The 25575-nt window shown below is 57.2% G+C and carries 23 protein-coding genes; 7 read left to right on the forward strand and 16 right to left on the reverse strand.

Annotated features, from left to right (window positions below):
* Positions 1 to 107 precede the first annotated feature (107 nt).
* Both VDP61_RS04835 and VDP61_RS04840 read left to right on the forward strand, forming a co-directional pair.
* Positions 108 to 869: an electron transfer flavoprotein subunit beta/FixA family protein gene (locus VDP61_RS04835; protein WP_323005815.1), complete on the forward strand. Its 762-nt coding sequence runs from the start codon at positions 108 to 110 to the stop codon at positions 867 to 869.
* Positions 869 to 1795, forward strand: a complete 927-nt coding sequence (locus VDP61_RS04840) for an electron transfer flavoprotein subunit alpha/FixB family protein (RefSeq protein WP_323005816.1) — start codon at positions 869 to 871, stop codon at positions 1793 to 1795. The genes VDP61_RS04835 and VDP61_RS04840 overlap by 1 nt, the downstream gene beginning before the upstream one ends.
* A 57-nt stretch (positions 1796 to 1852) precedes the next feature.
* Here VDP61_RS04840 and VDP61_RS04845 read toward each other — a convergent pair whose 3' ends face one another.
* On the reverse strand, positions 1853 to 2701 hold the full coding sequence (locus tag VDP61_RS04845; protein WP_323005817.1) for a DUF6473 family protein: 849 nt from the start codon (positions 2699 to 2701) through the stop codon (positions 1853 to 1855).
* A 189-nt stretch (positions 2702 to 2890) separates the two neighbouring features.
* Here VDP61_RS04845 and VDP61_RS04850 point away from each other — a divergent pair, with 189 nt between their 5' ends.
* Positions 2891 to 3766 carry a 3-hydroxybutyryl-CoA dehydrogenase gene (locus VDP61_RS04850; RefSeq protein WP_323005818.1) on the forward strand — a complete coding sequence of 292 codons (876 nt, stop codon included), beginning with the start codon at positions 2891 to 2893 and terminating at the stop codon, positions 3764 to 3766.
* Between the two features lie 4 nt (positions 3767 to 3770).
* Here VDP61_RS04850 and VDP61_RS04855 read toward each other — a convergent pair whose 3' ends face one another.
* The 6 genes from VDP61_RS04855 to VDP61_RS04880 are packed head-to-tail and all read right to left on the reverse strand — an operon-like array spanning position 3771 to position 8297.
* Positions 3771 to 4040 carry an HPr family phosphocarrier protein gene (locus VDP61_RS04855; RefSeq protein ID WP_323005819.1) on the reverse strand — a complete coding sequence of 90 codons (270 nt, stop codon included), beginning with the start codon at positions 4038 to 4040 and terminating at the stop codon, positions 3771 to 3773.
* Complete coding sequence (locus VDP61_RS04860; RefSeq protein WP_323005820.1) at positions 4037 to 4441, reverse strand: PTS fructose transporter subunit IIA; 405 nt, start codon at positions 4439 to 4441, stop codon at positions 4037 to 4039. The genes VDP61_RS04855 and VDP61_RS04860 overlap by 4 nt, the downstream gene beginning before the upstream one ends.
* Before the next feature lie 6 nt (positions 4442 to 4447).
* Positions 4448 to 5353 carry an RNase adapter RapZ gene (rapZ, locus tag VDP61_RS04865; RefSeq protein WP_323005821.1) on the reverse strand — a complete coding sequence of 302 codons (906 nt, stop codon included), beginning with the start codon at positions 5351 to 5353 and terminating at the stop codon, positions 4448 to 4450.
* A 9-nt stretch (positions 5354 to 5362) separates the two neighbouring features.
* A complete protein-coding gene (locus VDP61_RS04870) occupies positions 5363 to 5821 on the reverse strand; it encodes an HPr kinase/phosphatase C-terminal domain-containing protein (RefSeq protein WP_323005822.1) in 459 nt (152 codons plus the stop codon).
* A 34-nt stretch (positions 5822 to 5855) separates the two neighbouring features.
* Positions 5856 to 7586, reverse strand: coding sequence for a sensor histidine kinase (locus VDP61_RS04875; protein WP_323005823.1), 1731 nt, complete (start codon positions 7584 to 7586; stop codon positions 5856 to 5858).
* Between the two features lie 9 nt (positions 7587 to 7595).
* On the reverse strand, positions 7596 to 8297 hold the full coding sequence (locus VDP61_RS04880) for a response regulator transcription factor (RefSeq protein ID WP_323005824.1): 702 nt from the start codon (positions 8295 to 8297) through the stop codon (positions 7596 to 7598).
* A gap of 350 nt (positions 8298 to 8647) precedes the next feature.
* Between VDP61_RS04880 and VDP61_RS04885 the strand changes: the two genes are divergently transcribed.
* The gene (locus tag VDP61_RS04885; RefSeq protein WP_323005825.1) at positions 8648 to 10243 is read left to right on the forward strand and encodes a phosphoenolpyruvate carboxykinase; all 1596 of its coding nucleotides are present in this window, start codon (positions 8648 to 8650) and stop codon (positions 10241 to 10243) included.
* A gap of 155 nt (positions 10244 to 10398) precedes the next feature.
* Here VDP61_RS04885 and VDP61_RS04890 read toward each other — a convergent pair whose 3' ends face one another.
* On the reverse strand, positions 10399 to 11181 hold the full coding sequence (locus tag VDP61_RS04890; RefSeq protein ID WP_323005826.1) for a sulfite exporter TauE/SafE family protein: 783 nt from the start codon (positions 11179 to 11181) through the stop codon (positions 10399 to 10401).
* 176 nt (positions 11182 to 11357) lie between these two features.
* Between VDP61_RS04890 and VDP61_RS04895 the strand changes: the two genes are divergently transcribed.
* On the forward strand, positions 11358 to 13028 hold the full coding sequence (locus VDP61_RS04895) for an acyl-CoA dehydrogenase family protein (RefSeq protein WP_323005827.1): 1671 nt from the start codon (positions 11358 to 11360) through the stop codon (positions 13026 to 13028).
* A gap of 329 nt (positions 13029 to 13357) precedes the next feature.
* On the opposite strand, the gene gyrB is transcribed toward VDP61_RS04895, so the two are convergent.
* The 8 genes from gyrB to mutM all read right to left on the reverse strand — a co-directional run bounded on the left by gyrB (position 13358) and on the right by mutM (position 22883).
* Entirely contained in the window at positions 13358 to 15811 is a 2454-nt protein-coding gene (gyrB, locus tag VDP61_RS04900; RefSeq protein ID WP_323005828.1) for a DNA topoisomerase (ATP-hydrolyzing) subunit B, read from the reverse strand.
* 179 nt (positions 15812 to 15990) lie between these two features.
* Positions 15991 to 16416 carry a VOC family protein gene (locus VDP61_RS04905; RefSeq protein WP_323005829.1) on the reverse strand — a complete coding sequence of 142 codons (426 nt, stop codon included), beginning with the start codon at positions 16414 to 16416 and terminating at the stop codon, positions 15991 to 15993.
* Positions 16413 to 17507, reverse strand: a complete 1095-nt coding sequence (gene recF, locus VDP61_RS04910; RefSeq protein WP_323005830.1) for a DNA replication/repair protein RecF — start codon at positions 17505 to 17507, stop codon at positions 16413 to 16415. Before recF ends, VDP61_RS04905 begins: the two co-directional genes overlap by 4 nt.
* 120 nt (positions 17508 to 17627) lie before the next feature.
* The gene (dnaN, locus tag VDP61_RS04915) at positions 17628 to 18746 is read right to left on the reverse strand and encodes a DNA polymerase III subunit beta (protein ID WP_323005831.1); all 1119 of its coding nucleotides are present in this window, start codon (positions 18744 to 18746) and stop codon (positions 17628 to 17630) included.
* A gap of 134 nt (positions 18747 to 18880) precedes the next feature.
* Positions 18881 to 20230, reverse strand: a complete 1350-nt coding sequence (gene dnaA, locus VDP61_RS04920; protein WP_323005832.1) for a chromosomal replication initiator protein DnaA — start codon at positions 20228 to 20230, stop codon at positions 18881 to 18883.
* A gap of 521 nt (positions 20231 to 20751) precedes the next feature.
* Positions 20752 to 21027 (reverse strand): 30S ribosomal protein S20, encoded by a 276-nt coding sequence (gene rpsT / locus VDP61_RS04925; protein ID WP_323005833.1) that lies wholly within the window; start codon positions 21025 to 21027, stop codon positions 20752 to 20754.
* A gap of 165 nt (positions 21028 to 21192) precedes the next feature.
* Positions 21193 to 21969: an enoyl-CoA hydratase gene (locus VDP61_RS04930; protein WP_323005834.1), complete on the reverse strand. Its 777-nt coding sequence runs from the start codon at positions 21967 to 21969 to the stop codon at positions 21193 to 21195.
* A 62-nt stretch (positions 21970 to 22031) separates the two neighbouring features.
* Positions 22032 to 22883: a bifunctional DNA-formamidopyrimidine glycosylase/DNA-(apurinic or apyrimidinic site) lyase gene (gene mutM / locus VDP61_RS04935; RefSeq protein WP_323005835.1), complete on the reverse strand. Its 852-nt coding sequence runs from the start codon at positions 22881 to 22883 to the stop codon at positions 22032 to 22034.
* 307 nt (positions 22884 to 23190) lie between these two features.
* On the opposite strand from mutM, the gene ubiE reads away from it, so the two are divergent.
* Positions 23191 to 23943 (forward strand): bifunctional demethylmenaquinone methyltransferase/2-methoxy-6-polyprenyl-1,4-benzoquinol methylase UbiE, encoded by a 753-nt coding sequence (ubiE, locus tag VDP61_RS04940; RefSeq protein ID WP_323005836.1) that lies wholly within the window; start codon positions 23191 to 23193, stop codon positions 23941 to 23943.
* Entirely contained in the window at positions 23944 to 25473 is a 1530-nt protein-coding gene (ubiB, locus tag VDP61_RS04945) for a 2-polyprenylphenol 6-hydroxylase (RefSeq protein WP_323005837.1), read from the forward strand.
* The last annotated feature ends 102 nt before the right edge of the window (positions 25474 to 25575 follow it).

Here is a 25575-nt window from a genome sequence, read left to right on the forward strand (position 1 = left end):
TCGCTAACATGGCGATTTTGGCCTGTCTATTCCCGGCGCAAGATTATATCAAAACCGAGTAAGTTTACGGGGCCTTCCGCCCCATCCCAACCAAGGAGTCCGCGCCAATGAAGGTTCTTGTGCCTGTCAAACGTGTGATCGACTATAACGTGAAAGTCCGCGTCAAGGCGGATGGCAGCGGTGTTGATCTTGCCAATGTCAAAATGTCGATGAACCCATTTGACGAAATCGCCGTTGAACAGGCCATTCGCCTGAAAGAAGCTGGCACCGTCGAGGAAATCATCGTTGTATCCATCGGCGTCAAGCAAGCGCAAGAAACCCTGCGCACCGCTTTGGCGATGGGCGCAGACCGCGCGATCCTGATCGTGGCGACCGATGATGTGCATAATGACATTGAACCACTGGCCGTTGCCAAACTGCTGAAAGCGGTTGTCGATGCAGAAGCGCCGGGGCTGGTGCTTTGTGGCAAACAGGCGATCGACAATGACATGAACGCGACCGGCCAGATGTTGGCGGCGCTGTTGGGCTGGTCGCAAGCAACCTTTGCCAGCGAGTTGGCGATTGAAGGCGACAAAGCCGTGGTCACCCGTGAGGTGGACGGCGGCTTGCAGACGATCAAGGTGACAATGCCAACGGTGGTTACCGTGGACCTGCGCCTGAACGAGCCGCGCTATGCATCGCTTCCCAACATCATGAAGGCAAAGAAAAAGCCGCTTGAAGAAAAAACGGCTGCGGATTACGGCGTTGATATATCCCCGCGCCTGACCGTGCTGAAAACGGTAGAGCCTGCTGGCCGCAAGGCCGGTATCAAGGTGGCATCGGTGGATGAGCTGATTGCAAAACTCAAAGACGAAGCGGGGGTGATCTGATGGCTGTTCTTCTTTTGGGTGAAGTCACCGATGGCGCGCTGAACGTCGATGCAACCGCCAAGGCGGTCATGGCTGCAAAGGTGTTGGGCGATATTACGGTGCTTTGTGCTGGCGCGTCTGCGTCGGCTGCGGCGGCGGAAGCGGCCAAGATAACAGGCGTTTCCAAGGTGCTTTGCGCCGAGGATGCAACGCTTGGGCACCGCTTGGCAGAACCGACCGCCGCGCTGATCGTGTCGCTTGCGGCCGATTACAGCCATATCTTGGCACCGGCAACGACCGACGCGAAAAACGTGCTGCCGCGTGTTGCGGCGTTGCTGGATGCGATGGTGATGTCGGATGTGACGGCGATTATTGATGCCGATACGTTTGAGCGCCCTATCTATGCAGGAAATGCTGTTCAGACCTTGAAATCGCTGGATAAAATCAAAGTTGCGTCGATCCGGACAGCAAGCTTTGATGCGGCGGAAATGGGCGGCGCGGCTGCGGTGGAAAACATCGGCGCGGCGACAGACCCGGCGATGTCATCCTGGGTTGAGGATAAGGTTGCAACCTCGGACAGGCCAGAACTGACAAGCGCCGGGGTTGTTGTTTCGGGTGGTCGTGGCGTTGGCTCGCAAGTCGACTTTGCGATGATCGAGAAACTGGCTGACAAGCTGGGCGCTGCCGTTGGTGCCAGCCGCGCCGCAGTGGACAGTGGCTATGCGCCGAACGATTGGCAGGTTGGCCAGACCGGCAAAGTGGTAGCGCCGAATCTGTATATTGCTATCGGGATTTCCGGTGCGATTCAGCATCTTGCGGGAATGAAGGACAGCAAGGTCATCGTTGCGCTCAACAAGGATGAAGAAGCGCCGATCTTTCAGGTCGCTGATTACGGGCTGGTCGCAGATCTGTTCACGGCTGTGCCGGAATTGATCGAAAAGCTGTAAACCTTGTATACTGACGTTTTGAAGGGGCACCCCATCGGGTGCCCCTTTGCCTTTTGGTCACGGGGTCTGCCCCTTGTGCCCCAACAGTTGCGCGATTGCAGCAGCAAGAGCGCGCCCTACCTCTTGATGCGCGACAGGGCCGGGAACACCTTCAGCAGCGGGCCGCTCCATCGGGGAAAACGCCATGTTTTCTGTGCCTTCAATGGCGGCCTCATGGCTTGAAACCACCTCAAGATAGGCATTTGCGTGATCGCGCACCTGTTCAATCATCGCGGCATTCACCAGAATCGGGTCGGAATAGGGGCTTCCCCCCAGCTTTGCCTGCGACGGCGCGACATCGCCCATCCATAAAAGCAACCTTGGCCCCTTGATCCTGCAAAGCAGTTGCCGCATTCGCTCAACCCAGGTGGCCTGTAGCGCTGCAGAAACCTCTGCAAAGCGATGTGGCGACACCTGAAAGAGGGTCTGCAACATGTGGCGGGTAAAATGAAATTCGGTGAAATCCACATCTCGGTACAGGTTTCGCAGCCGGGTACTGGCCCGCAAAAACCGGTCATTGCGACGGGGATGAACCGAATAAAACGGATTGCTGAGATTTTGCGCGCCGAGGACCTGCACAATCGTCACCTCGGCCCGAGAGGCGATATCAAGCACCTCAAAATCATTCAAAAACACGTCAGGCCCGGCATTCATCCAGCCTAGATTGACGACACCACGTCCCGTGATACTTTCCAAGACCGCCGCATATGGCCTTGGAACAAACTTTCCATAAGTTTCTGTGCCGCCAATAGCGACGACATAGGGCTTCGAAAGGCTTTTCTTTGGCCCCCGAAACACCAGTTTTGACGCGCCATAGTGGCACGGATAATAATCGAGCGACCCCTCGCCCGGATACGCATAGGCCATTGCACCCACCCAATTTTGATAACACCCAAATACGACAGTGGCCCAGAACCCTTACAAAACCGCTAAATCCTGAATTCTCCACAAATTCGAAGTTCTTCATGGAATTTGCCAGAAAAATGCGCACGGCCTTGCACCTTACCCCGACGCAGGCATATGGTCTGCGCAGGCAAGATGCAGGAGAGCAGGCGCATGGAAATCAAATCGGTTGGGATCGTGGGCGCAGGCCAAATGGGCAATGGGATCGCACATGTTTTTGCCTTGGCGGGATTTGATGTCTTGATGACAGATATCAGCCAAGACAGTCTGAACAAAGCCGTGGCGCTGATTGATCGCAACATCGAACGTCAGGTCAGTCGGGGCAAAACCAGCGCCGAAGACAAGGCTGCTGCCATGGGGCGAATCAAAACCACGTTGCGCCTGGCCGATCTTGGGCCCTTGGACCTGATTATCGAGGCTGCAACAGAACGTGAAACGGTAAAGCAGGCGATCTTTGATGATTTGCTGCCGCACCTCAAACCGCATACGATTTTGACCTCTAACACCTCATCAATTTCGATCACACGCTTGGCAAGCCGGACCGATCGGCCGGAAAAATTCATGGGTTTCCACTTTATGAACCCTGTGCCGGTGATGCAGCTGGTCGAATTGATCCGCGGCATTGCCACTGACCGCCAAACCTATGACACGTTGCTGGCCGTAGTCGAGAAACTGGGAAAGACGGCAGCAAGCGCCGAAGATTTCCCCGCCTTTATTGTCAATCGCATCTTGATGCCGATGATCAATGAGGCGGTTTATACGCTGTATGAGGGGGTTGGCTCGGTCAAATCCATCGACGAATCATTGAAGCTTGGTGCGAATCATCCGATGGGGCCGCTGGAATTGGCCGATTTTATCGGGCTGGATACCTGCCTTGCGATTATGAATGTGCTGCATGACGGGCTTGCCGATACCAAATATCGTCCGTGCCCGCTGCTGACAAAATATGTCGAGGCGGGGTGGCTTGGGCGCAAAACCCAACGTGGATTCTATGACTACCGGGGCGAAGTGCCGATTCCGACGCGGTAACGCGTCAGAAATCCTCACCAAAAAGATCTTTGACAAGCTTGTCGAGCGCATCAAGCAATGCGTCGGCCTGCGGCCCTGCGGTTTTGACCAAGATTTCAGACCCGCGGGCCGCAGCCAGCATCAAAAGCCCCATGATTGAATCACCTGAAACGCTCATCCCGTCTTTGCTGACTTCAGCGCTGGCGTCAAAACTCTCGACCACTTCGACAAATTTTGCCGATGCCCGGGCGTGCAGCCCTTTTTCATTGATGATTTTCAAGCGACGCTCGGTCATGGAAGATCTCCTTCTACGCCCAGATCGAGGCTGTTGATATATTTGCGGCCGGCATCCAACGCCAATCTGACAGCATCCTGAACCGCCAATTGTCGTGATTTTGCAAGCTTGATAAGCATGGGTAAATTGGCCCCATAAAGGATACGGCGATCACGCCCAGCGCAGGCCATCAACGCCAGATTTGACGGCGAGCCGCCAAACATATCGGTAACCACCACCACACCGCCGCCCGAATCGACAGCATCGGCGGCGCGGCAAATCTCGGCCTGTTTTGCGCTGCGGTCATGGTCTTCCTCGATCGCCACGGCGATGACGTTTTGCTGCTTGCCGATGACATATTCCAGCGCCGAGAGATATTCGCGCGCAAGCCCGGCATGGGCCACGATGACGATACCGATCAATTTTGATCACCCTGTCCCAGTTACGGGCAAAACAGTTGCCCTGCGTTCCAACTCCCGGTGGCGTTTTGCCACTGGCCAGCCTGCCTCTGCAAGTCTCTGCGCGATAAGTTCCGTAACGGCAACTGACCGATGCTGCCCCCCGGTACAGCCAAATCCAATCGCAAGATGTGTTTTACCCTCATCAAGTTGCGCGGGCAGCAAAAACAGGGCCAGATCGGTCACTTTTTCAATGAATTCAGAAAAGCGTGGATCCGTTGCGATATGGTCAAAAACTGCACTATCGCGACCATCCAGCGGCCGCAACGCAGCGACCCAATGCGGGTTGCGTAAAAAACGGCAGTCAAACACCATATCAATGCCGCGGGGCACCCCGCGTTTATAGGAAAAGGATTGCAACGAGACCGCAAGCCCCGGTTCTTGCGCGCGGCCAAACCACTGGCCCACCTCGGCCCGCAGATCATGCGGCGACATTTCCGTCGTTTCAATCAAATGGTCAGCCCGCGCCCGGATCGGGGCCAATAGATCAACCTCGCGCGATATGCCGATCAGCGGCGTGTCATCCGGGGCCAGCGGGTGCCTGCGACGGGTTTGGGAGAAACGGCGAATCAGCTCATCTTCGGCACAATCCAGATAGATCACACTAAGGGAGATGCGCGGATCGACGGTTAGCCGATCAATCAGCTCTACCAGCGCTGTCGCGTTGAAATCACGGTTGCGGGCATCAAGCCCCAAGGCCATAGGGCGACCGAGGGTCTCACCTTCAATCAGGCGCGGGACCAGCGACAGGGGCAGATTGTCCACAACCTCATAGCCCATATCCTCCAGCGTATTGATTGCGGTCGTGCGACCGGCCCCAGAAGGGCCCGTCACCAAGACGACACGATGCTCGTGGATTTGTTTGTCATTCTTCATACTTACCTGTCAATCCACCCGCCCTGAGCGCAATAACTGCAACAGTCCCACAGGAAAGTGGCGGGATGTTGAGGCGAATACAAGGTCAATCGGCACCCCCAAGAGATCACGCCGACGTTTTGGGGGTAGTCGCTCCGTCTCGACGTTGTCCAGATCAACAATCAGGCAAATCGGGGCCTGCAAAATCGGGTCTGCATGCAGCAGGCCCAAACCGCGCGCTTCTATGAGGCCAAGGATTTGCGGCGGGCAGCTTGCCATGACCTGACCCTGAATGCGTGTCAGGATGGTCCGGTCATCAGCGACAAGCTGGGCACCATGCGCCAACAGGTTCAAGGCAAGCGCAGATTTTCCTGCGCCAGAGGCGCCAAGAACCAACACACCCTTTCCATCGACTGCCACACAGGTCGCGTGCAGGGTTTCTGTCTGCGCTGCCACCTTTGGGCGCTGGAATTCTTGGGGGGGTGGCATATCCATACCCTTTGCTTGCGCCGCTCTGCCGGGGTCAGACCGGCAGGCCGACGACAAAGCGCGCGCCCAAAGGCTCTGATGTGGGGTCCGCCGAAGTCGGCCGGATGTTTTCGGCCCAGATCACGCCGCCATGCGCCTCGACAATCTGCTTTGAAATGGCAAGCCCAAGGCCCGAATGATCGCCGAATTGTGCAACAGGGCGTTCAGAGTAAAAGCGTTTGAACACTTTGGTCAGCGCCTGTTCAGGTATGCCCGGACCGGTGTCTTCTACTACCACCAGTACCCGGTTCTCGCGGCGCCGCGCCCAAACTCGCACGGCATCCCCTTGTTCGCAGAACGAGACGGCATTGGAAATCAGGTTGACAAAGACCTGCGCCAAACGCCCCTCCAAACCAGAAATGACGATGGGATCGTTAGGCAGGTCAGTGATGAAATCGACGCCGTTTTTCTTGGCCTGCTCGCCCAGATATTCCGACAGATCTCTAAGTGTTTTTATGAGGTTGAACTCTTCCTCCTCTTCCTTCACCAGCTCGCTGTCCAGCCGCGATGCGTTTGAGATGTCGCTGACCAATCGGTCCAGGCGACGGACGTCATGCTCGATCACTTCCAGCAATTTTTCGCGTTGATCTTCACGTTTGGCGACCCGCATCGTGCCCACTGCCGAACGCAGGCTGGCAAGCGGGTTCTTGATTTCATGGCTGACATCGGCGGCGAATTGTTCGTTTGCGTCAATTCTGTCGTATAAAGCAGCTACCATTCCGCGCATTGCAACGGAAAGCCGCCCGATTTCATCAGGCCGCGCGGCCAGATCGGGGATGCGCACCCGGCCCGGTGCCATTTTGCGGGCGTCACGGTCACGGCCCAATTCTGCTGCTGCCGCCAGATCTGACAACGGGTTGGCGATGGTTGACGCCAAAACGAGACTGAGCCCGATCGACACCAGCAGGGCGATTACAAACATTTGCAAAACCTGCTCGCGCTCGTGTCGGACAAGGCGGTCAATTTCACCCTCGGCCGAGGTCAGGGCCACAACCCCCAGTACTTCGCCGGCGCTCCAAATCGGGGTGGCAACAGAAAACAGCGTGCCCCCTGCGGAATCCTTGGCCATATTCGAACTGGTCTGCCCTGCCAAAGCTGCCAGAAACCCATTGCGTGCCAGGCTCTCGGAATTTACCTTGGGCTGCCCCTGTTTGCTGCGCGACAAGACGCCCGACACGGCGTCCCAGACCTTATTGAGAAAATCGGTAATCATCGTGGATTGCGGAGCGCCGCTGCCAAGCGGATTGTCGCGCGCCTTGCCTTCCCGCAGCGCGATCACCTGCCCGGCCGTGTCGAACACAAAGGCATCAACGCCCGGCCCGATCGTCACGGCGCCCAATGTCTTGGCAACATCAATCCCCGCCTCATCAAAGATGCCGATGCCTGAAAGGCTGGGAATTTGGGCTTCAAACACATCGGCGACAAGTTCGGCCTCGGTTACCAGCCCCTGTTCGCGCTGCGTGACAAGACTGTCGCGGAACGGGTTCATGAATAGAACGCCAGCGACCAGAATGACCAGGGCCATCATGTTGAAAATGATGATCTTGCGCGCCAGTGGCGATTTGTTCAGCGCAACGATGCCGCGCCGCCCGCGATAGCCGCGCAGTTCGGGTTCGACCAGATCTTCGGGCGTAGTCCAGTCATCGCCCAGCAGCACATCACCGCTGTTATGCCCTTTGGCAGGCCTGCGAGGGATCGTTTGTGCAATGTGCGGCGCAGTGGTCATAACGACGCGTCACTCTTCATTATAGCGATAGCCGATACCGTAAAGCGTTTCGATGGCCAGGAATTCATCATCAGCACTGCGCATTTTCTTCCGCAACCGCTTGATATGGCTGTCAATTGTACGATCATCAACATAAACCTGATCGTCATAGGCGACATCCATCAACTGATCGCGGCTTTTCACGAAGCCGGGGCGCTGCGCGAGGGCCTGAAGCAACAAGAACTCGGTCACGGTCAGCGAGACGTCTTTGCCTTTCCACGACACAGCATGGCGCAGCGGGTCCATCCGCAGGTTTCCGCGTTCAATCACCTTGGTTTCTTCGGTAACGGCAATCTCATCTGTGGCAATCGCATCCTGACGACGCAAAAGTGCACGGATACGTTCAACCAAAAGACGCTGGGAAAATGGCTTTTTCACATAGTCATCGGCGCCCATGCGCAGGCCCAACACCTCATCAATCTCATCATCTTTGGACGTAAGAAAAATGATCGGCATTGAGGTTTTCAGCCTGAGGCGTTGCAGCAGGTCCATCCCATCCATACGCGGCATTTTTATATCCAGAACGGCCATATCTGGCAGCCTGCGGTTGAAGGCATCCAGCGCAGATTGGCCATCATTATAGGTTTCAACCTCAAAACCCTCTGCCTCCAGAGTCATCGAAACCGACGTCAGAATATTTCTGTCGTCGTCCACAAGGGCGATCCTTGACATGGGTGTTTTCCCTATACTGCTCATTGTTATTTTTTCCCATTTTCACTTTTTCGCCACAAAGAATCAACTGGAAACTGCGAATCACCCATCAAGTCCTCTTTAGTTGACGACAAAAAAGCGAATGAATGACTAATTTGCCTCACTTGATCCTCTGCTATGCGTTTGATTGCGCTAACGTCAATCTGGTTGCGCTAACTATGCCAAAGCGTCCTGTTCCATCTGCAAAGGGCCGTGCTATAGGCGAATTGTCGGCCTCGGCTCCGGGGGCGACCGGATTGCGGATTTTAGGCCGCGCTCCGCTTCAAAACCCAGACACTTGTCGCATCATCGGCATCGGGAGCTTGCACTAGATGAACACAGGACGCGTAAACCCAAGCCAAACGCTTGAAAATCAGGGCATAACCGGGCTGGGAACAGTTCACTACAACCTGATCGAACCCGCATTGATTGAGGCCGCTATCACCGGCGGCGAAGGAAGGTTGGGGATCGGCGGGGCTTTCCTCGTCTCGACCGGGCAATATACCGGACGCTCGCCCAAGGATAAGTTTGTCGTTCGTACACCATCGGTTGAAAACACGATCTGGTGGGAAAACAATACGCCGATGACACCGGCAGCGTTTGAGTTGCTGCGCAGCGATATGTTGGCCCATATGAAGGGCCGCGCCTACCATGTACAGGATTTGTATGCGGGTGCAGACCCGGACCACCGACTGGATGTGCGGGTGGTGACAGAGCTGGCCTGGCATGGGCTGTTTATCCGCCACTTGCTGCGCCGTCCGGCGCGGGAGGAGTTGGACAGCTTTGTGCCGGAATGGACAATCATCAACTGCCCAAGCTTCAAGGCAGATCCCGCGCGGCATGGCTGCCGGACAGATACGGTGATCGTGCTGAATTTCGACTCCAGGGAAATTCTGATCGGCAACACCGAATATGCCGGCGAGAACAAGAAAGCGGTGTTTACGCTGCTGAATTATCTGCTGCCCGAAAAGGGTGTCATGGCGATGCATTGCTCGGCCAACCATGCGGTTGATGACCCGGATGATGCCGCGGTGTTCTTTGGGCTGTCGGGCACGGGGAAAACCACGCTTTCGGCTGATCCTGCCCGCACGCTGATTGGCGACGATGAGCATGGCTGGTCGGACAAGGGCACCTTCAATTTTGAAGGTGGCTGCTACGCCAAAACGATCAATCTGCGGGCCGAGGCAGAGCCGGAAATCTATGCCACCACCCATCGGTTTGGCACTGTGGTCGAGAATATGGTCTATGACCCGGAGACGCTGGAACTTGATTTTGACGATGACAGCCTGACGGCAAACATGCGCTGCGCCTATCCGTTGGAGGCCATTTCGAATGCGTCCGAAACAGGTTTGGGCGGGCATCCAAAAAATATCATCATGTTGACCTGCGATGCCTTTGGCGTTTTGCCACCGATTGCCAAGCTGACGCCAGCACAGGCGATGTATCACTTCTTGTCGGGGTTTACGTCAAAGGTGGCGGGAACGGAACGCGGCGTGACCGAGCCTACGCCGACGTTTTCGACCTGCTTCGGCGCGCCTTTCATGCCGCGCCGCCCCGAGGTTTACGGCAAACTTCTGCAAGCCCAGATTGCGGAGCATGGCGCAACTTGCTGGCTGGTGAATACCGGCTGGACGGGTGGGGCCTATGGTACAGGGTCGCGGATGCCCATTCATGCCACGCGGGCCTTGTTGACTGCCGCGCTGAATGGGACGCTGATCGAGGGTGAGTTCCGTCGTGATGCCAATTTCGGCTTTGAGGTTCCGGTATCGGTTCCGGCTGTGGCCGATGTTTTGCTGGACCCGCGGCGCACTTGGGCGGATGAAGCGGCTTATGATGCACAGGCCGCCAAGCTGGTGCGGATGTTTGCGGATAATTTCGGGCAATATTTGCCATTCATCGACGATGACGTGAAAGCCGCAGCAATCTGAGGTAAAGGCCGGGGGAATGTTTTCCTCCGGTCTGTTCGGTTTTCGGGGCGGGATTCAGCCGTTTTTCCCAAGATTTAACTGGCATTGGGCGCCCGCGTTCCAAAGGTACAAGGCTTTTTCAGCCTGTCACCAACCCCTTACAGGCCACCAACCGCTTACAGACCAAGGGCGCGGCGCATCAGGTTCAGCCCTGTCAGCACCAAAAGCACTTGGGTCCACCAGCGAAAGCGGGCTTGGTCCATCCGGTCGCCAATGCGAATACCAACCACCATTCCGATGATTGCAGGCACCACCAACGCGGCCGAGAAAACGGCATTGGGGCCGGTCACCACCCCCGACTTTATATGTGCCATAAGCAGCATCACGGAGCCGAGAAGAAAAACAACGCCCTGCACGCGCAGCATTTCCCGCTTTGCGACGCCCAGCGACATTTGATAGACGATCAGCGGTGGCCCCCACACGCCAGACAAGCCGCCATAAAGACCAGCCACGATGCCAAACAGCCATTCGGCGCGGGTCTGATGTTCCAACCTGATCGCCAGATTGCGGCCTGTCAGTTGCAGCAGCGCATAGACCGTGATCGGCAGGCCCAACAGGCCCAGAAACACCGATTGCGGAATATCACGCACGAATTGCGCCGAAATCGCAATGAAGATTACGGTCGCCAGCAAGAACCGCCAATAACCGACCACGGCATCGCGAAACCCTGGCAAGCCGTCGCGCCCGGCCTGCCGCAGATTGGTGACGATTGTAGGCAAGATCAGCCCGGAAAGTGCCACCTCTGCCGGCAAGAACGACGAAAATGCCGAGATCATGATCATCGGCATGGCAAAGCCGACAGCCCCTTTGACAAACCCCGCAAAAAGGGTCACGGCGACGGCGAGCAAAAACAGGGGCAGCGCAAGCCCGGCCCCAAACATTGCCATAAACTGTTCCATAGGTGATCCTTTCCGCTAGCGCCCGCGTATAGCCGAACGCGGCAGCCAGCGCATCAGTGATTTTTTGCGACACAATCGGTCGTTTGCGGCGTGTGAATTGAAAGCTTGTTGCGCTGCAGATGCAAAGGCTTTAGACCTTTCGCAAGTGCAGCAATTATCCGAGGACGGAGCATCTTATGGCCCATGATGGACACCCCTTTACCGACTCTGACAGCCCTGTTTTGGGTGATCTGTTGGGCCTTACCCAAGCAGTGCTTCCAGAGGTGACCGCGCTGCTTGAACAGGGGCGCGCTGCGCTGCGCGCCATGATGACGGTTGAGGGCAAAATCTCTGGCGCTGCGATGGACGCGCATCAGTTCGCCGCCCATTCGCTTAGCTGGCTGGCGACCTATACCACGAGCCTTGTGCAGTTGCGGGCCTGGGCTGGCAAGCTGGCGGAAACCGGCGCTTTGGGCGATATGGAACGCCTGCTGCTGCAAATCGGCTTTGGTGAGTATCTGGCCCAGATTTCTGGCGGAATCCCGATGTCGCAAGGCGAGATTGCACGAATTTCCGATCTGGGGCTGAAGTGGGTTCCCGGAAAGTCGGCAGAGCGGTTGATTGCACGCGGCAATACGCAAGCGGCACGCACTGCACTTGTGGAATTGATGCAGGACAATCACGGCCGCGCCACCTTTGGCGCCAGCGGTCTGGACGAAGAACTGGAAATGATCCGCGACCAATTCCGCCGCTTTGCTGATGCTGAAGTGGTGCCGCATGCACATGGCTGGCATTTGCGTGATGAATTGATCCCGATGGAAATTATTGACAAGCTGGCCGAAATGGGGGTTTTCGGGCTGACGATCCCTGAAAATCTGGGTGGGTTCGGGCTGTCAAAAGCCTCGATGGTCGTGGTCTCCGAGGAATTGTCGCGCGGCTATATCGGTGTTGGCTCGTTGGCTACGCGGTCCGAAATTGCCGCCGAGTTGATCTTGTGCGGCGGTACGGATGAACAAAAATCGCAATGGCTGCCCAAACTGGCCAGCGGTGAGATTTTACCGACAGCGGTGTTTACCGAACCCAATACCGGGTCGGATTTGGGCAGCCTGCGGACGCGGGCGGTGAAGACTGGCGATGACTGGCTGGTAACGGGAAACAAGACCTGGATCACCCATGCCGCACGCACGCAGGTGATGACGCTGCTGGCGCGAACAGAGGCCGACACCACCGATTATCGGGGCTTGTCGATGTTTTTGGCCGAGAAAGAGCCGGGCACCGATGCGGTTCCATTTCCGACGCCGGGGATGACGGGGGGCGAGATTGAGGTGCTGGGCTATCGGGGCATGAAGGAATATGAACTGGCGTTTGACGGGTTTGCGGTAAAGGGTGAAAACCTGCTGGGCGGCGTGCCGGGGCAAGGGTTCAAGCAGTTGATGCAGACGTTTGAATCGGCCCGGATTCAGACGGCCGCGCGGGCGATCGGGGTCGCGCAGAATGCGCTTGAGGTCGGCATGCAATACGCCATTGATCGCAAGCAGTTTGGAAAGGCGCTGATCGCGTTTCCGCGGGTGTCGGGCAAGCTGGCGATGATGGCTGTCGAGGTGATGATTGCGCGGCAGTTGACGTATTTCGCGGCCTGGCAAAAGGACCACGACAATCGCTGTGATCTGGAGGCCGGGATGGCCAAGCTGCTTGGCGCGCGGGTGGCTTGGGCGGCCGCAGACAATGCGCTGCAAATCCATGGTGGGAACGGGTTTGCGTTGGAATATCAAATCTCGCGGATTCTGTGCGATGCGCGAATTTTGAACATTTTTGAAGGTGCCGCCGAAATACAAGCGCAGGTAATCGCCCGTCGCTTGTTGGATTAATGCTGCCTCTATGGCTGCCGCCGCCCGTTTGCGGGGCGGCGGCGGCCTAAATGCGGGTGCAGTGTGCCGCAACACCACTCCGGCGCGGGCAGGGCGGTTTGATAGCGATTGAGCATTGCTTTGCAAACGTCGACCCCAGTGGCGATATGCTGCGTGTCATAGTCGCCGCCCCGGCATCTGGACCCATTGCTGTTCAACCCGCGCCATGGGGCGAAGGGCGATCGGGCAAAAAATGCCGCGCGAGGCGCGAAAACTTATGGAGTCGTACCGGTTTCAATGCCCTGAGCCCCAGCGGTGCCGCGCAATCTTATGCGCGTCCCTACACTGCTTCAGAAATCCAGATGTTCGACGCTCAGCGCGTTTTGCTGAATGAATTCACGCCGGGGTTCCACCACATCGCCCATCAGCTTGGTAAAGATGTCATCGGCCTCGGCCAAATCTTCAACCTTTACCTGCAACAGGGTGCGCGCCTCGGGGTCCAGCGTGGTTTCCCATAGCTGTTCTGGGTTCATTTCGCCCAAGCCTTTGTAGCGCTGCAAGGACAAGCCCTTTTCACCCTCGGCCAGAATTGCATTCAGCAGGTCAATCGGGCCATTGATTACGGTGTTGCGATCCTTGCGCACCAGATTGCCGTCATTGCCGGTGTAAACATCGCGGTGCGGGGCAGAGACTTGCGACAAACGCCGCGCCTCACCCGAACGCAGGATGGCGCCATCGAGGGTGCGAATTTCCTCAACCCCGCGCAGCACGCGGGCAAGACGGATGCCGTGATCCTGGGTGATGCGCCCGGTCCAGCCACGCTCATATTCAGTGGCGACCGCATCAAGCCGCTGCGCGACTTTATCCGCCACGGCTTGCAGATCGCTATCGGCCTGGCCAGCATCAAACGCGCCGGCAAGGGCGGCTTGTTCAAGAATGTTGCGCGGGTAATGCGTTGGAAAAGCATCCAGAATTCGACGAAACTGGCGCGCGCCTTCGATCACGCGGATCAGGTCGGCACCTGCAATTTCCTCACCCGAAGACATGCGCAGGGTCGCGCCGTCAATCCCTTGCTCGATCAGGTAATCCTCTAGCGCAGCCTGGTCTTTCAGGTAAACCTCGGACTTGCCGCGCGCCACTTTGTAAAGCGGCGGCTGGGCGATATAAAGGTGCCCCGCCTCGATCAGTTGCGGCATTTGCCGAAAGAAGAAGGTGAGCAAAAGGGTGCGGATATGCGCGCCATCAACGTCAGCATCGGTCATGATGATGATTTTATGGTAGCGCAGTTTTTTCAGATTGAATTCATCCCGGCCAATGCCCGTGCCCATCGCGGTAATCAACGTGCCGATTTCCTGGCTGCCAAGCATACGGTCAAAACGCGCGCGCTCGACGTTCAGAATTTTACCTTTCAACGGTAAAACGGCCTGATTTTGGCGGCTGCGGCCCTGCTTTGCCGAACCGCCAGCCGAATCGCCCTCGACAAGAAACAATTCTGCCTTGGAGGCGTCTTTTTCCTGACAATCGGCAAGCTTGCCGGGCAGGTTCGAAACATCCAGCGGCGATTTGCGGCGCGTCAGGTCACGGGCTTTACGGGCCGCTTCGCGTGCCAAGGCGGCCTCGATAATCTTGCCAACGATGATTTTGGCGATGGCGGGATTTTCCTCAAACCACTCGGCCAGCTTTTCGTTCACCATACCTTCAACGGCGGCGCGAACCTCGGAACTGACCAGCTTGTCTTTGGTTTGAGACGAAAACTTCGGATCGGGCACCTTTACCGATAAGACGCAGGTCAGGCCTTCGCGGGCATCATCGCCGGTAAAATCAATTTTTTCCTTTTTGGCGATCCCGGTTGATTGGGCGTAGTTGTTGATTGTCCGGGTCAGCGCGCCGCGCAGGCCAGCCAAATGGGTGCCGCCATCGCGCTGCGGAATGTTGTTGGTAAAGGGCAGAACGTTTTCATGATAGCTGTCATTCCACCACATCGCCACTTCGACCAGAATACCGGCCTTTTCGCCGATGATATAGATCGGTTCGGGCATGATCGAGGTTTTGGAGCGGTCGAGGTATTTGACGTATTCGCGCACGCCGCCTTCATAGAACAACTCGGTTTGCAGCGGCTCGGCTGGGCGTTCATCAATCACGATGATCCGCGCGCCAGAGTTAAGGAAGGCCAGCTCGCGCAGGCGGTTTTCCAAGGTCTTGAAGCTGTAATCAAGATCGGAAAACGTGCCTTCCGGGTGGTTGATTTTGGACGAGGCCATAAAGCGCACTTCGGTGCCACGCTCGCCTGGGGCGGGGCCGACTTCGCGCACATGTTCGACGCAATCGCCATGCTCAAAACGGGCGAAATATTCCTTGTCATTGCGCCAGACCCGCAATTCCAGCCAATCAGACAACGCATTCACAACCGAAACGCCAACCCCGTGCAGGCCGCCAGAAACCTTGTAGGCATTGCCATTGTCATCGGTGTTGTTGAATTTGCCGCCAGCATGCAACTGGGTCATAATGACCTCAGCAGCCGAAACGCCTTCTTCCTTGTGGATATCTACCGGGATGCCGCGCCCGTTATCGCGCACAGAAACCGAGCTGTCAGCGTGAATTTTCACGGTAACGGCAGTGGCGTGGCCAGCCAGCGCCTCATCAATGCCGTTGTCGACGACTTCATAGACCATATGGTGCAGGCCCGACCCATCATCGGTATCGCCGATATACATGCCAGGGCGCTTGCGAACCGCCTCTAACCCTTTGAGAACTTTGATGGAATCGGCGCCGTATTCTGCGGGCTTCTTGGCTTCTTCAGTCATGCGGACTTTCCTTGAATTCTAACCCGATCTATAGGCTTTTGGGCAGGGAATGTCACGCCCAAGACACAAGATTTAGCGGTTTTCAGGTCTATTTTCTACTATCGTGAAAATGCGCGCGCGACGGGCGCAAACCATGAGGTGGGTAGCCTGGCTGTCTTTTGCGCGCGGCGGGCGCCTGATCAGGGAAGCGTCAGGCTGCCATCATCATTCAGTGGCCAGAAAGGGTTCATCGCAACCTCCCAGACATGGCCGTCAAGGTCGGCCCAATAGCCTGAATAGCCGCCCCAGAACACCTTTTCGGGGGGCTTTAACGCGGTGCCACCGGCGGCGAGGGCGGCGGCAAACGCGGTATCGACCTCGGCCTCGGTCGCAAAGTTCTGGGCCAAGGTCATGGCCCCACGCCCCAAGGGCGTGTCGGGGCGGCCTTGATCTTTGGCCAGTTCAGCCAGCGGAAACAGCCCCAAAACCGCACCCTGCATCTGAAAGAACGCAACATTCTGCTGGCTTTCGCCATGTTCTTGCCAGCCAAGCCGGGCGTAAAAGCCACGCGAGGCTGCCAGGTCGGCCACGCCAAGGGTGATCAGGGTAACGCGCTGCGGGGTCATAGGGTGAACTCCTTGATCTGGGATTGGTTGGCGGATTCCGTTACGATGAAACCTTGGGCGCGCGCGCCCAGACTGTCAAACAACGCCGCCTCGGTCCCGGTCATGATCGCTTGCGTGCCCAACGCGCAGATCTCGTCATAAAGGGCGGTGCGGCGCCCGGTATCAAGATGTGCCGCAACCTCATCCAGCAAAAGCACCGGGGCAGACCCAAGATCGCCCGCCAGGGCGCGGGCATTGGCAAGGATAAGGCTGATCAGCAGGGCCTTTTGTTCCCCTGTAGAGCATTGATCGGCGGGAACACCCTTTTCCAGATAGGTCGCAGACAAATCGCTGCGGTGCGGGCCGGCAAGGCTGCGGCCTGCGGCCATATCACGGCGGCGCCCCTCGGCCAAGGCTGAGGCCAGATCTTCCACCGGTTCGGGATTGGTAAGCGCCAGATCCGCGCTTGGAAAGGCAGTATCGGCCCCCATTTGGGCCGCGCTGAGGCGGCGGATGGTTTCGGCGCGATTGCCTTCGATCAGCACGGCGGTTTCCACCATCCGCGCCTCCAAAGCCCGATACCAATGCGCATCCTGCACCTGATCTTTCAGCAAACGGTTGCGGTCACGCATGGCCTTTTCATAGCCCAGAACCGCATCGGCATGGTCGGGTGCAAAGCTGAGCGTCATGCGGTCCAAAAACCGCCGTCGCCCCTCTGCCGCTTCAACCCATAACCGATCCATGGCGGGCACCAGCCATAAGATACGCGCGATGCGGGCAAGGCTGATTTGGGGGGCCGCCTTGCCATCAATGCGCACTTGCCGCGTCTGCCCCGCCTCGGCCCAGGTTTCCACCTCATGCGCCATCCCGAAACCTTGGAGAGAGGCAAGGATTTTCCAACCAAGCGCCTCGGGCTTGCGGGTCAGTTCCTCCATCGTCGCCCGCCGCAAGCCGCGTCCGGGAGACAGCAAAGAGATCGCCTCAAGCAAATTGGTTTTTCCTGCGCCGTTAGGTCCGACAAGGGCCACAGGCCGCCCGTCAAACACCACCCGTGCAGCACGGTGACTGCGAAAATGCGACAAAGCCAGATCTGTAATTGCCAAACCTACCATGCCGGTCTTTCTGTTCGGTAAAAATATCCTGCGAGGGCGCGGCCATAGCGCACCATTAGGTCAAGAACAATGGTCGACGGCGGATGGAATTTCCGGCTTTATCCAAATGACAGGCGCTTGTTAAACCCGCATCGGCATGACGACATAGATGGCGCTGGTATCATTGCCTTCGCGCATCAATGTCGGATCGCCAGAAGAGTTGAACATGAACACCGCATTTTCACGGTCCACCTGGCTGGCGATTTCCAGCAGGTATTTGGCATTAAAGCCGATTTCCAACCGCTCATCCGAATAGGCAACGGCCAATTCTTCCTCGGCGGCACCAGAATCAGGGGCGTTGACCGAGAGGACCAGACGGTCCTCATCCAAAGACAGCTTCACAGCGCGTGAGCGTTCAGAGGAAACGGTCGCCACGCGGTCCACGGCCTTGGCAAATTCCGAGGCATCCACCTCCAGCCGCTTGGTATTCCCGGTTGGGATAACGCGGGTGTAATCGGGGAAGGTGCCGTCAATCACCTTGGATGTCAGCGAGATCGCCGGGGTAGCAAAGCGCACCTTGGTTTCGGAAACGGAAACCGCAATGATCGCGTCATCATCCTCCAGCAGCTTGCGCAATTCGTTCACGGTTTTGCGCGGGACGATCACGCCGGGCATGCCGCCCGCGCCCTCGGGCAAAGGCGCATCAATCCGCGCAAGGCGGTGACCATCGGTGGCCACGCAGCGTAAAACCGGGCCGTCTTCGCCAGTCGACACATGCATATAGACGCCATTCAGATAATAGCGCGTCTCTTCTGTTGAAATCGCAAATTTTGCCTTGTCAAACAGGCGGCGCAAATGTGGCGCGGGGGCTGAGAAATTGCTGGAATACTCCGAACTTGCCATGACTGGAAAGTCTTCTTTCGGCAGCGTCGCAAGGTTGAAGTTCGACCGACCTGCCGTCACTGTCAAACGGCCCGAGGCCGCGTCTTCGGAAAGATTGACCAGTGCGCCATCAGGCAGCTTGCGCACGATTTCGTGCAGCATCACGGCGGAAACTGTTGTCGCGCCGGGGCGCTCTACTACGGCAGCGGCGCTGTCCACCACTTCGATATCAAGGTCTGTTGCACGGAAAGACACGCTGTCGCCAGCGGCCTCGATCAGCACATTGGCCAGGATCGGGATCGTATTGCGCCGTTCAACCACGGACTGGGCCTGACTGACCGCTTTAAGAAGCGTGCCGCGTTCGATGCTGATCTTCATGTTCCCAATCCTTTGCCCGTCTTGCTGCTGGCTAACCTGTCCCCTTGGGCTATGCCGCCGGGATGCCGAATTTAGCGGTTTTTTGATCTTCTACAAGGGGGAACGCGCTGGTGCTACATTGCCCCTTTTGGGCGTTACCCCTGCAACAACCGCTTGAGCATTTGCAGATCATCGGAAAGCTGACTGTCAGATGTCATCAACTCTTCGATCTTGCGCACGCCATGCATGATTGTGGTGTGGTCGCGCCCCCCAAAACGGCGGCCGATATCGGGCAGGCTGCGGCTGGTCAGTTGCTTGGCCAGATACATGGCGATCTGACGCGGCCGCGCGATCGTGCGCACCCGCTTTGGTCCGATCATATCCGATAGGCGGATGTTGTAATGTTCGGCCACCTTGCGTTGAATTTCCTCAATCGTCACCTTGCGATCCGAGGCGCGCAGGATGTCGGCAAGGCAATCTTGCGTCAGGTCCAACGTGATTTCACGCCCAACAAGGCTGGCAAATGCGAACAGTCGGGTCAGCGCGCCTTCGAGCACGCGAACATTGGTGGAAATGCGATGCGCCAGAAATTCCAGAACGCCGGGTGCGATTATGAGGTCGCGGTACTGGGCGTGATAAAACTCGGCTTTTTGCTGCAAGATGCCGAGGCGAAGCTCGTAATCCGTTGGGTGCAGATCGACAACGAGGCCGCATTGCATCCGCGATTTTATGCGCTCCTCCAGGCCTTTGATTTCGCCGGGTGCGCGGTCGGCGGAAATCACGATCTGCTTGTTCTGATCTACCAACGCATTGAATGTGTGGAAGAATTCCTCTTGGGTGCTGTCTTTGCCGGCGATGAATTGCACGTCATCGACCATCAGCACATCGACCGAGCGGAACAGTTCCTTGAAATCCATCACTTGCCGCTCTCGCAGGGCCTGAACGAAACGGTACATGAATTGTTCGGCCGAAAGATAGAGCACGCGCAACTCGGGCTGGCGGGTCTGCAATTCATGCGCGATGGCATGCATCAGGTGAGTTTTGCCAAGCCCGACGCCACCGTAAAGGAAAAGCGGGTTGAAGGTAACAGGGCCGCCCTCGGCGACCCGGCGGGCTGCGGCATGGGCAAGCTCGTTCGGTTTGCCGACGACGAAACTGTCAAAGGTAAAGCGGCTGTCCAGCGGCGCGCCGGGAACCTCTTTGTCCTCTGCGACGCGCTTGCGCGGGGCGGCCTCAGCCGGTTTGACAAGCTCTGCGGGGGCCTTTCGGTCCAGCGCGAATTCAACCCGATCAACGGCCGCGCCCGAACGATGCAGGTGGTGCAAGATCTGCTCGGCAAAGTTGCGTTTGACCCAATCGCCAAAAAATGTTGTCGGAACCGCAAAGTTGGCCACGCCATCTTGCAGGGTTGAAAGTTTCAGGGGTTCAATCCAGGTCACATAGTTGTCTTTGCCCACCCGCTTGCGCAAGTCATCCCGAATTTCCACCCAACGATCGTTCGTCATACCACTACCTGTCCATCGGCCCCACCCTTTTGCCTGAGCGGCAAAAAGGCCTTTATACGCCCCCGCAGCGGCCTGGAGCTCGGCCCGCACGCCAAAGGGCAATGCGTAGCCAATGGACGTAAAACGCCAACCGACACAGCAGAGCTGCATCAGTTTTCGGCCCCATGGCAAAAGCTGCAACGGCGCAACTGTTACCTTTGGGCAAACCCGTTCAACAAGGAAATAGCACCGCCTAAGCGGAGCAATACAGCCGGTCCCTAGCAGAACGCGGTCACGTCTTGTCCCCCAGGACGAAGTGAATTGCTTGGTGAAGGTAGCAACCCCTGTGCGGGCAGGGCAACCGATCTTCGCTGTTGACAGGTATTTGATTGGCGCGAATCTGAAAGGCAGGGCAATTTGGCCACGCCCCAAAATTCCCGGCCTGGGTCAAAGCAAAAAAGGCGCATCCTGGATGCGCCTTTTTATCAAGTTTTTATTGAGTTTTCTGGTTTGCGCGGGCGGTTTTGCCCAGCCGCCAAACCTTAGACCGAAGGAGCGGCCAAGCCGTTGACGCGCGAAGCCAGACGCGAAATTTTGCGCGAAACCGTGTTCTTGTGCAAGACGCCTTTGGTCACACCACGGGCCAATTCCGGCTGGGCGGCGCGCAGAGCCGCAGCAGCAACCGCCTGATCGCCTGTTGCGATGGCTTCTTCTACTTTGCGCAAGAAGGTGCGGATGCGCGAACGGCGGGCTTTGTTGATGTCATAGCGGGCTGCAGCCTGACGGGCGCGCTTTTGGGATTGGGTTGTATTGGCCATGGTCTTGAATTCCTATTCGTCTGGATCGATTATGTTTCTCTTTGCACAATAGACCCAAGACTTCCGCCCATATCAGCGAAATTGATTCTTGCCTTAAGCGGGCCCACACGCATTTCACTGGGCGTATAGGCGAAGATGCGGGTTTTGGAAAGAGAAAAACGTGGTTTAGCGGTCGCGAAACTGCGGCGTGCGCTTTTCAAGAAAGGCGGCCATGCCCTCGGTCTGATCCTCGGTTGCAAAGAGCGAGTGAAACAGGCGGCGTTCGAACAGCAGACCTTCTTGCAAGGTCGTCTCATAGCTGCGGTTTACGGCTTCTTTCGCGGCCATGGCGGTAATCAAGGATTTCTCGGCGATCTTGGTCGCGGCTTTCCGGGCCTCTTCAATCAGATTTTTTGCCGGAACGACGCGGGAGACAAGGCCGCAACGCTCGGCCTCGGCCGCGTCCATGTTGCGGCCTGTCAGATGCATATCCATGGATTTCGACTTGCCGATAAAACGGGTCAGGCGCTGGCTGCCGCCAAACCCTGCAATGACGCCAAGGTTGATCTCGGGTTGGCCGAATTTGGCGGTATCCGACGCAATGATGAAGTCGCAGGCCATTGCCAACTCGCAGCCGCCGCCCAGGGCATAGCCGGACACGGCGGCGATGATGGGCTTGCGAATCTTTTGAATCGCATCTGCGATGCCCCCGAAAAGATCGGCGGTGTAGACATCGACAAAGCTCTGCCCAGCCATTTCCTTGATGTCGGCCCCGGCCGCGAATGCTTTTTCCGAGCCGGTGATGACGATGCAGCGCACCTTGTCATTGGCGTCTGCTGCCTGCAGCACTGTGGCCAGTTCGCTCAGCATTTTGGAGTTGAGCGCATTCAGCGCGTCGGGCCGGTTCAGGCGGACCAGGGCGATATAATCCTCGATCTCAACGATCAGCGTTTCATAGGCCATTTGCACATCCTTTGGCTTGTCATTGGGCCAGACTCTGTAGCAGGGATCGGGGCAGGATCAAGTCATCTCTGGCATTTCGGGCAGAAGAAGGAGGATCGACCAGATTGTACGATGCGCTGAATGGTGGCGCTGCAGCCGGATGAGGTGCAAGGCTGGTTTTCGCGGCCATAAGTGCGGAAACGGTGTTGGAAATAGCCTAATTCACCATCGGCCTGGCGATAGTCGCGCAGCGATGAACCGCCCGCCTCAATCGCCTCGGCCAATACGTCGCGTATCAACGGCACAAGCCCCGCCACATCTTTGGCAGGCAGCTTTCCTGCCGGGCGGGCAGGGTGCAGGCCCGCGCGAAAAAGCACCTCACATACATAGATGTTTCCTAAACCAGCGACATTTTTTTGATCGAGGAGTGCCGATTTTATCGAGGTAGCGCGGCCCTTAAGGCGTTGGGTCAAATAGGTTTCGTTGAAATCATTGCCAAAAGGTTCGGGGCCGATTGCGGCAAGCAGCGGATGGGCATCGCCAAGCGCTGTTTCCAGCAGGTCCATCGCGCCAAAACGGCGGGCATCATTGAACGTGATGCGGGCGCCGCTGGCCATTGTCATCACGACATGATCATGTTTGGCGGGCGCGGGGTGGCGGTGCTGGAAATCGCCCTGCATCTCGCCCGAAATCAGAATGCGACCGGACATGCCGAGGTGAATAAGCAACGATTCCCCCGTCGACAGATCGGCCAGAATGTATTTTGATCGTCGGCGCAAAGCAGTCACCTGTGCGCCGGCCAGCCGTTCGGCCATGCGCGGCGGGAAGGGCCAGCGCAGGTCGGGGCGATTGACGGCGGCGTGGGCGATGGTTTGGCCTGTCATTACAGGCTCTAACCCGCGGCGGACGGTTTCAACTTCGGGCAGTTCGGGCATTTTTGGCGTTATGTCCTGCAAAGGGGGTTACCAGCGAAGGTAAGCAAACCTTGCGCCCCGACAAGCCATTTCGTCATGGATGCTGTCGGTTTGTTGTATCGCGGGCAAAGAAACGGGGTTTTCGGCACACCCCAAATTACCGATCGCGCCGCACCAATCACAAGAACAGGGCCGATCAGGAAAGGAGAAATGCAAAAGGGCATATGCCATATGGGCCTTTGGCCGCAGGGGTGGGCGAACTATGTGGTTTTCCTGACAGCGAGTTGGGTATATCCCGAAGACGACAAAAACAGGGCGAACCGTTGCTATGACCAAGATCAACGAAAAAACCACGCATTTCGGCTTTCAAACCGTCGATGAAGGCGCGAAGGCCGGGATGGTGCATGGTGTGTTCACGAAAGTGGCCAGCAAATATGATGTAATGAATGATGCAATGTCGTTCGGGATACATCGGATCTGGAAAGACGCGATGATGGATTGGCTGGCGCCTCGCCCCGGCCAAAAGCTTTTGGATGTAGCCGGGGGGACGGGTGACGTGTCGTTCCGGTTCCTGAAACGCGCACCGGGGGCGCATGCGACGGTTTGCGATATGACTGAAAGCATGTTGGTCGAGGGGCGGCAGCGCGCCGAGGCCACCAGCAAAGCCGACGCATTGGATTGGGTGGTCGGCGATGCAATGGCGCTACCTTTTGCTGACAACAGTTTTGACGTCTATACGATTTCCTTTGGCATTCGGAATGTGACGCGGATCGAAGATGCCTTGGCCGAGGCCTATCGGGTGTTGCGGCGCGGTGGGCGTTTGATGGTGCTGGAATTCAGCCAGTTGCCCAGCCCGGCGATGCAAAAGGCCTATGACCTCTATTCGTTCAATGTGATCCCGGTAATGGGGCAGGTGATTGCGAATGATCGGGATAGTTATCAATACCTTGTCGAGAGTATCAGAAAGTTCCCGGATCAAGAGACGTTCGCCGCGATGATCCGCACGGCGGGATTCGAGCAGGTGAAGTATCGTAACCTGACGATGGGCGTTGCGGCCCTGCATTCGGGTTGGAAGCTGTAAATGCGCGGACCGCATAACATTATCCGCCTTGTGCGGACGCTGGCCACTTTTGAACGCACCGGCGCGATCGGTGTGGTGCTGGAGGCATTTCAGGCACCGCCGCGCCTGCGCTTTGTGGCGCGGGTTTTGGGCTGGCCGTTCAAGTGGTTGGGCCTGAAAGGTGACCCGGCATTGCCACCCGCGACGCGGGCGCTGACGGCCTTGGGGCCAGCCTATATCAAGTTTGGCCAAATTCTGAGCACGCGGCCCGATGTGGTGGGGGATGAACTGGCGTTGCAGTTGAAATACCTGCAAGACAAACTGCCGGCGTTTCCGGTTTCGGTTGCGAAAGAGATGATCGCGGCAGAATTGGCGGAGCCGGTTGAAAATATTTTCTCGTCGTTTTCAGACCCGGTTGCAGCGGCTTCAATCGCGCAAGTGCACCGGGCGACGCTGAAAGAAACCGGCGCAGAAGTGGCGGTAAAGGTGCTGCGGCCAGGGATTGAGCGGGCGTTTCGCAAGGATATTGATGCCTTTTACTTTGCCGCGGGCGTCATTGAGTTTCTGTCGCCGGCATCGCGCCGCTTGCGACCGATGGATGTTGTGACGCATTTTGATGGCGTCGTGCAAGGGGAATTGGATCTGCGGCTGGAATCTGCGGCGGCGGGTGAGTTTGCGGCGAATACTGAAAAGGACCAGGGTTTTCAGGTTCCCAAACCAATCTGGAACCTGTCCGGGCGCACAGTCATGACCATGGATTGGGCTGAAGGCGTGAATATGGCCGACAATGCCGCCATTGATGCTGCGGGGCATGATCGCAAAGTGCTGGCCACGCGGGTTTTGCAGTTGTTCTTGCAACATGCGCTGCGCGACGGCTATTTCCATGCTGATATGCACCAGGGCAATCTAAAGGTCGCGGCCAACGGCAATATCATTGCCTATGATTTCGGCATCATGGGGCGGCTGGATGAATATACACGCCGGGTTTACGCCGAAATTCTGTTCGGTTTCATTCGTCGCGATTATCGCCGCGTGGCCGAAGTGCATTTTGAAGCCGGCTATGTACCGGCTGACCGTGATATTGATGAGTTCGCGCGTGCTTTGCGGGTGGTGGGCGAACCTATTTTCGGGATGGATGCCACGCGCATATCCATGGCGCGGCTTTTGGCCTATCTGTTTGATGTCACAGAACGATTTGGCATGGAAACGCGAACCGAACTGATCCTTTTGCAACGCACCATGGTTGTCGTTGAAGGTGTGGCACGCAGCTTGAACCCGCAGACGAATATCTGGCATGATGCGCGCCCCATCGTCGAGAGTTATATTAAAGACAACGTCGGCCCCAAGGCCCTGCTAAGTGATTTGAAAAAAACGGTGATGGTACTAGCCCGGTTCGGGCCCAAGTTACCGGGGCTGGTTGAGGCGCAACTGGTCCGGCAATCGCGGCCGGATGTGCCAGAGCCGGAAAGCGGTAGCCTGCACCCCGCGCTTTGGGTGCTTCTTGGTGCAGGGCTTGTTTTGGTGGGTGTGGTTCTGGGCCAAGCGCTATAACTGCGGTCAGTTCACATGCAATGCTTGGGTGATCTTGGGCATTTTGCTTCTGCGCCGCGCTGTGTGGCACTGTCATTGCGGCGCGGGCTACAGGCAGATTAC

Origin of the sequence: Pseudorhodobacter sp. (genome assembly GCF_034675685.1) — a bacterium.
Lineage (GTDB): Bacteria > Pseudomonadota > Alphaproteobacteria > Rhodobacterales > Rhodobacteraceae > Pseudorhodobacter.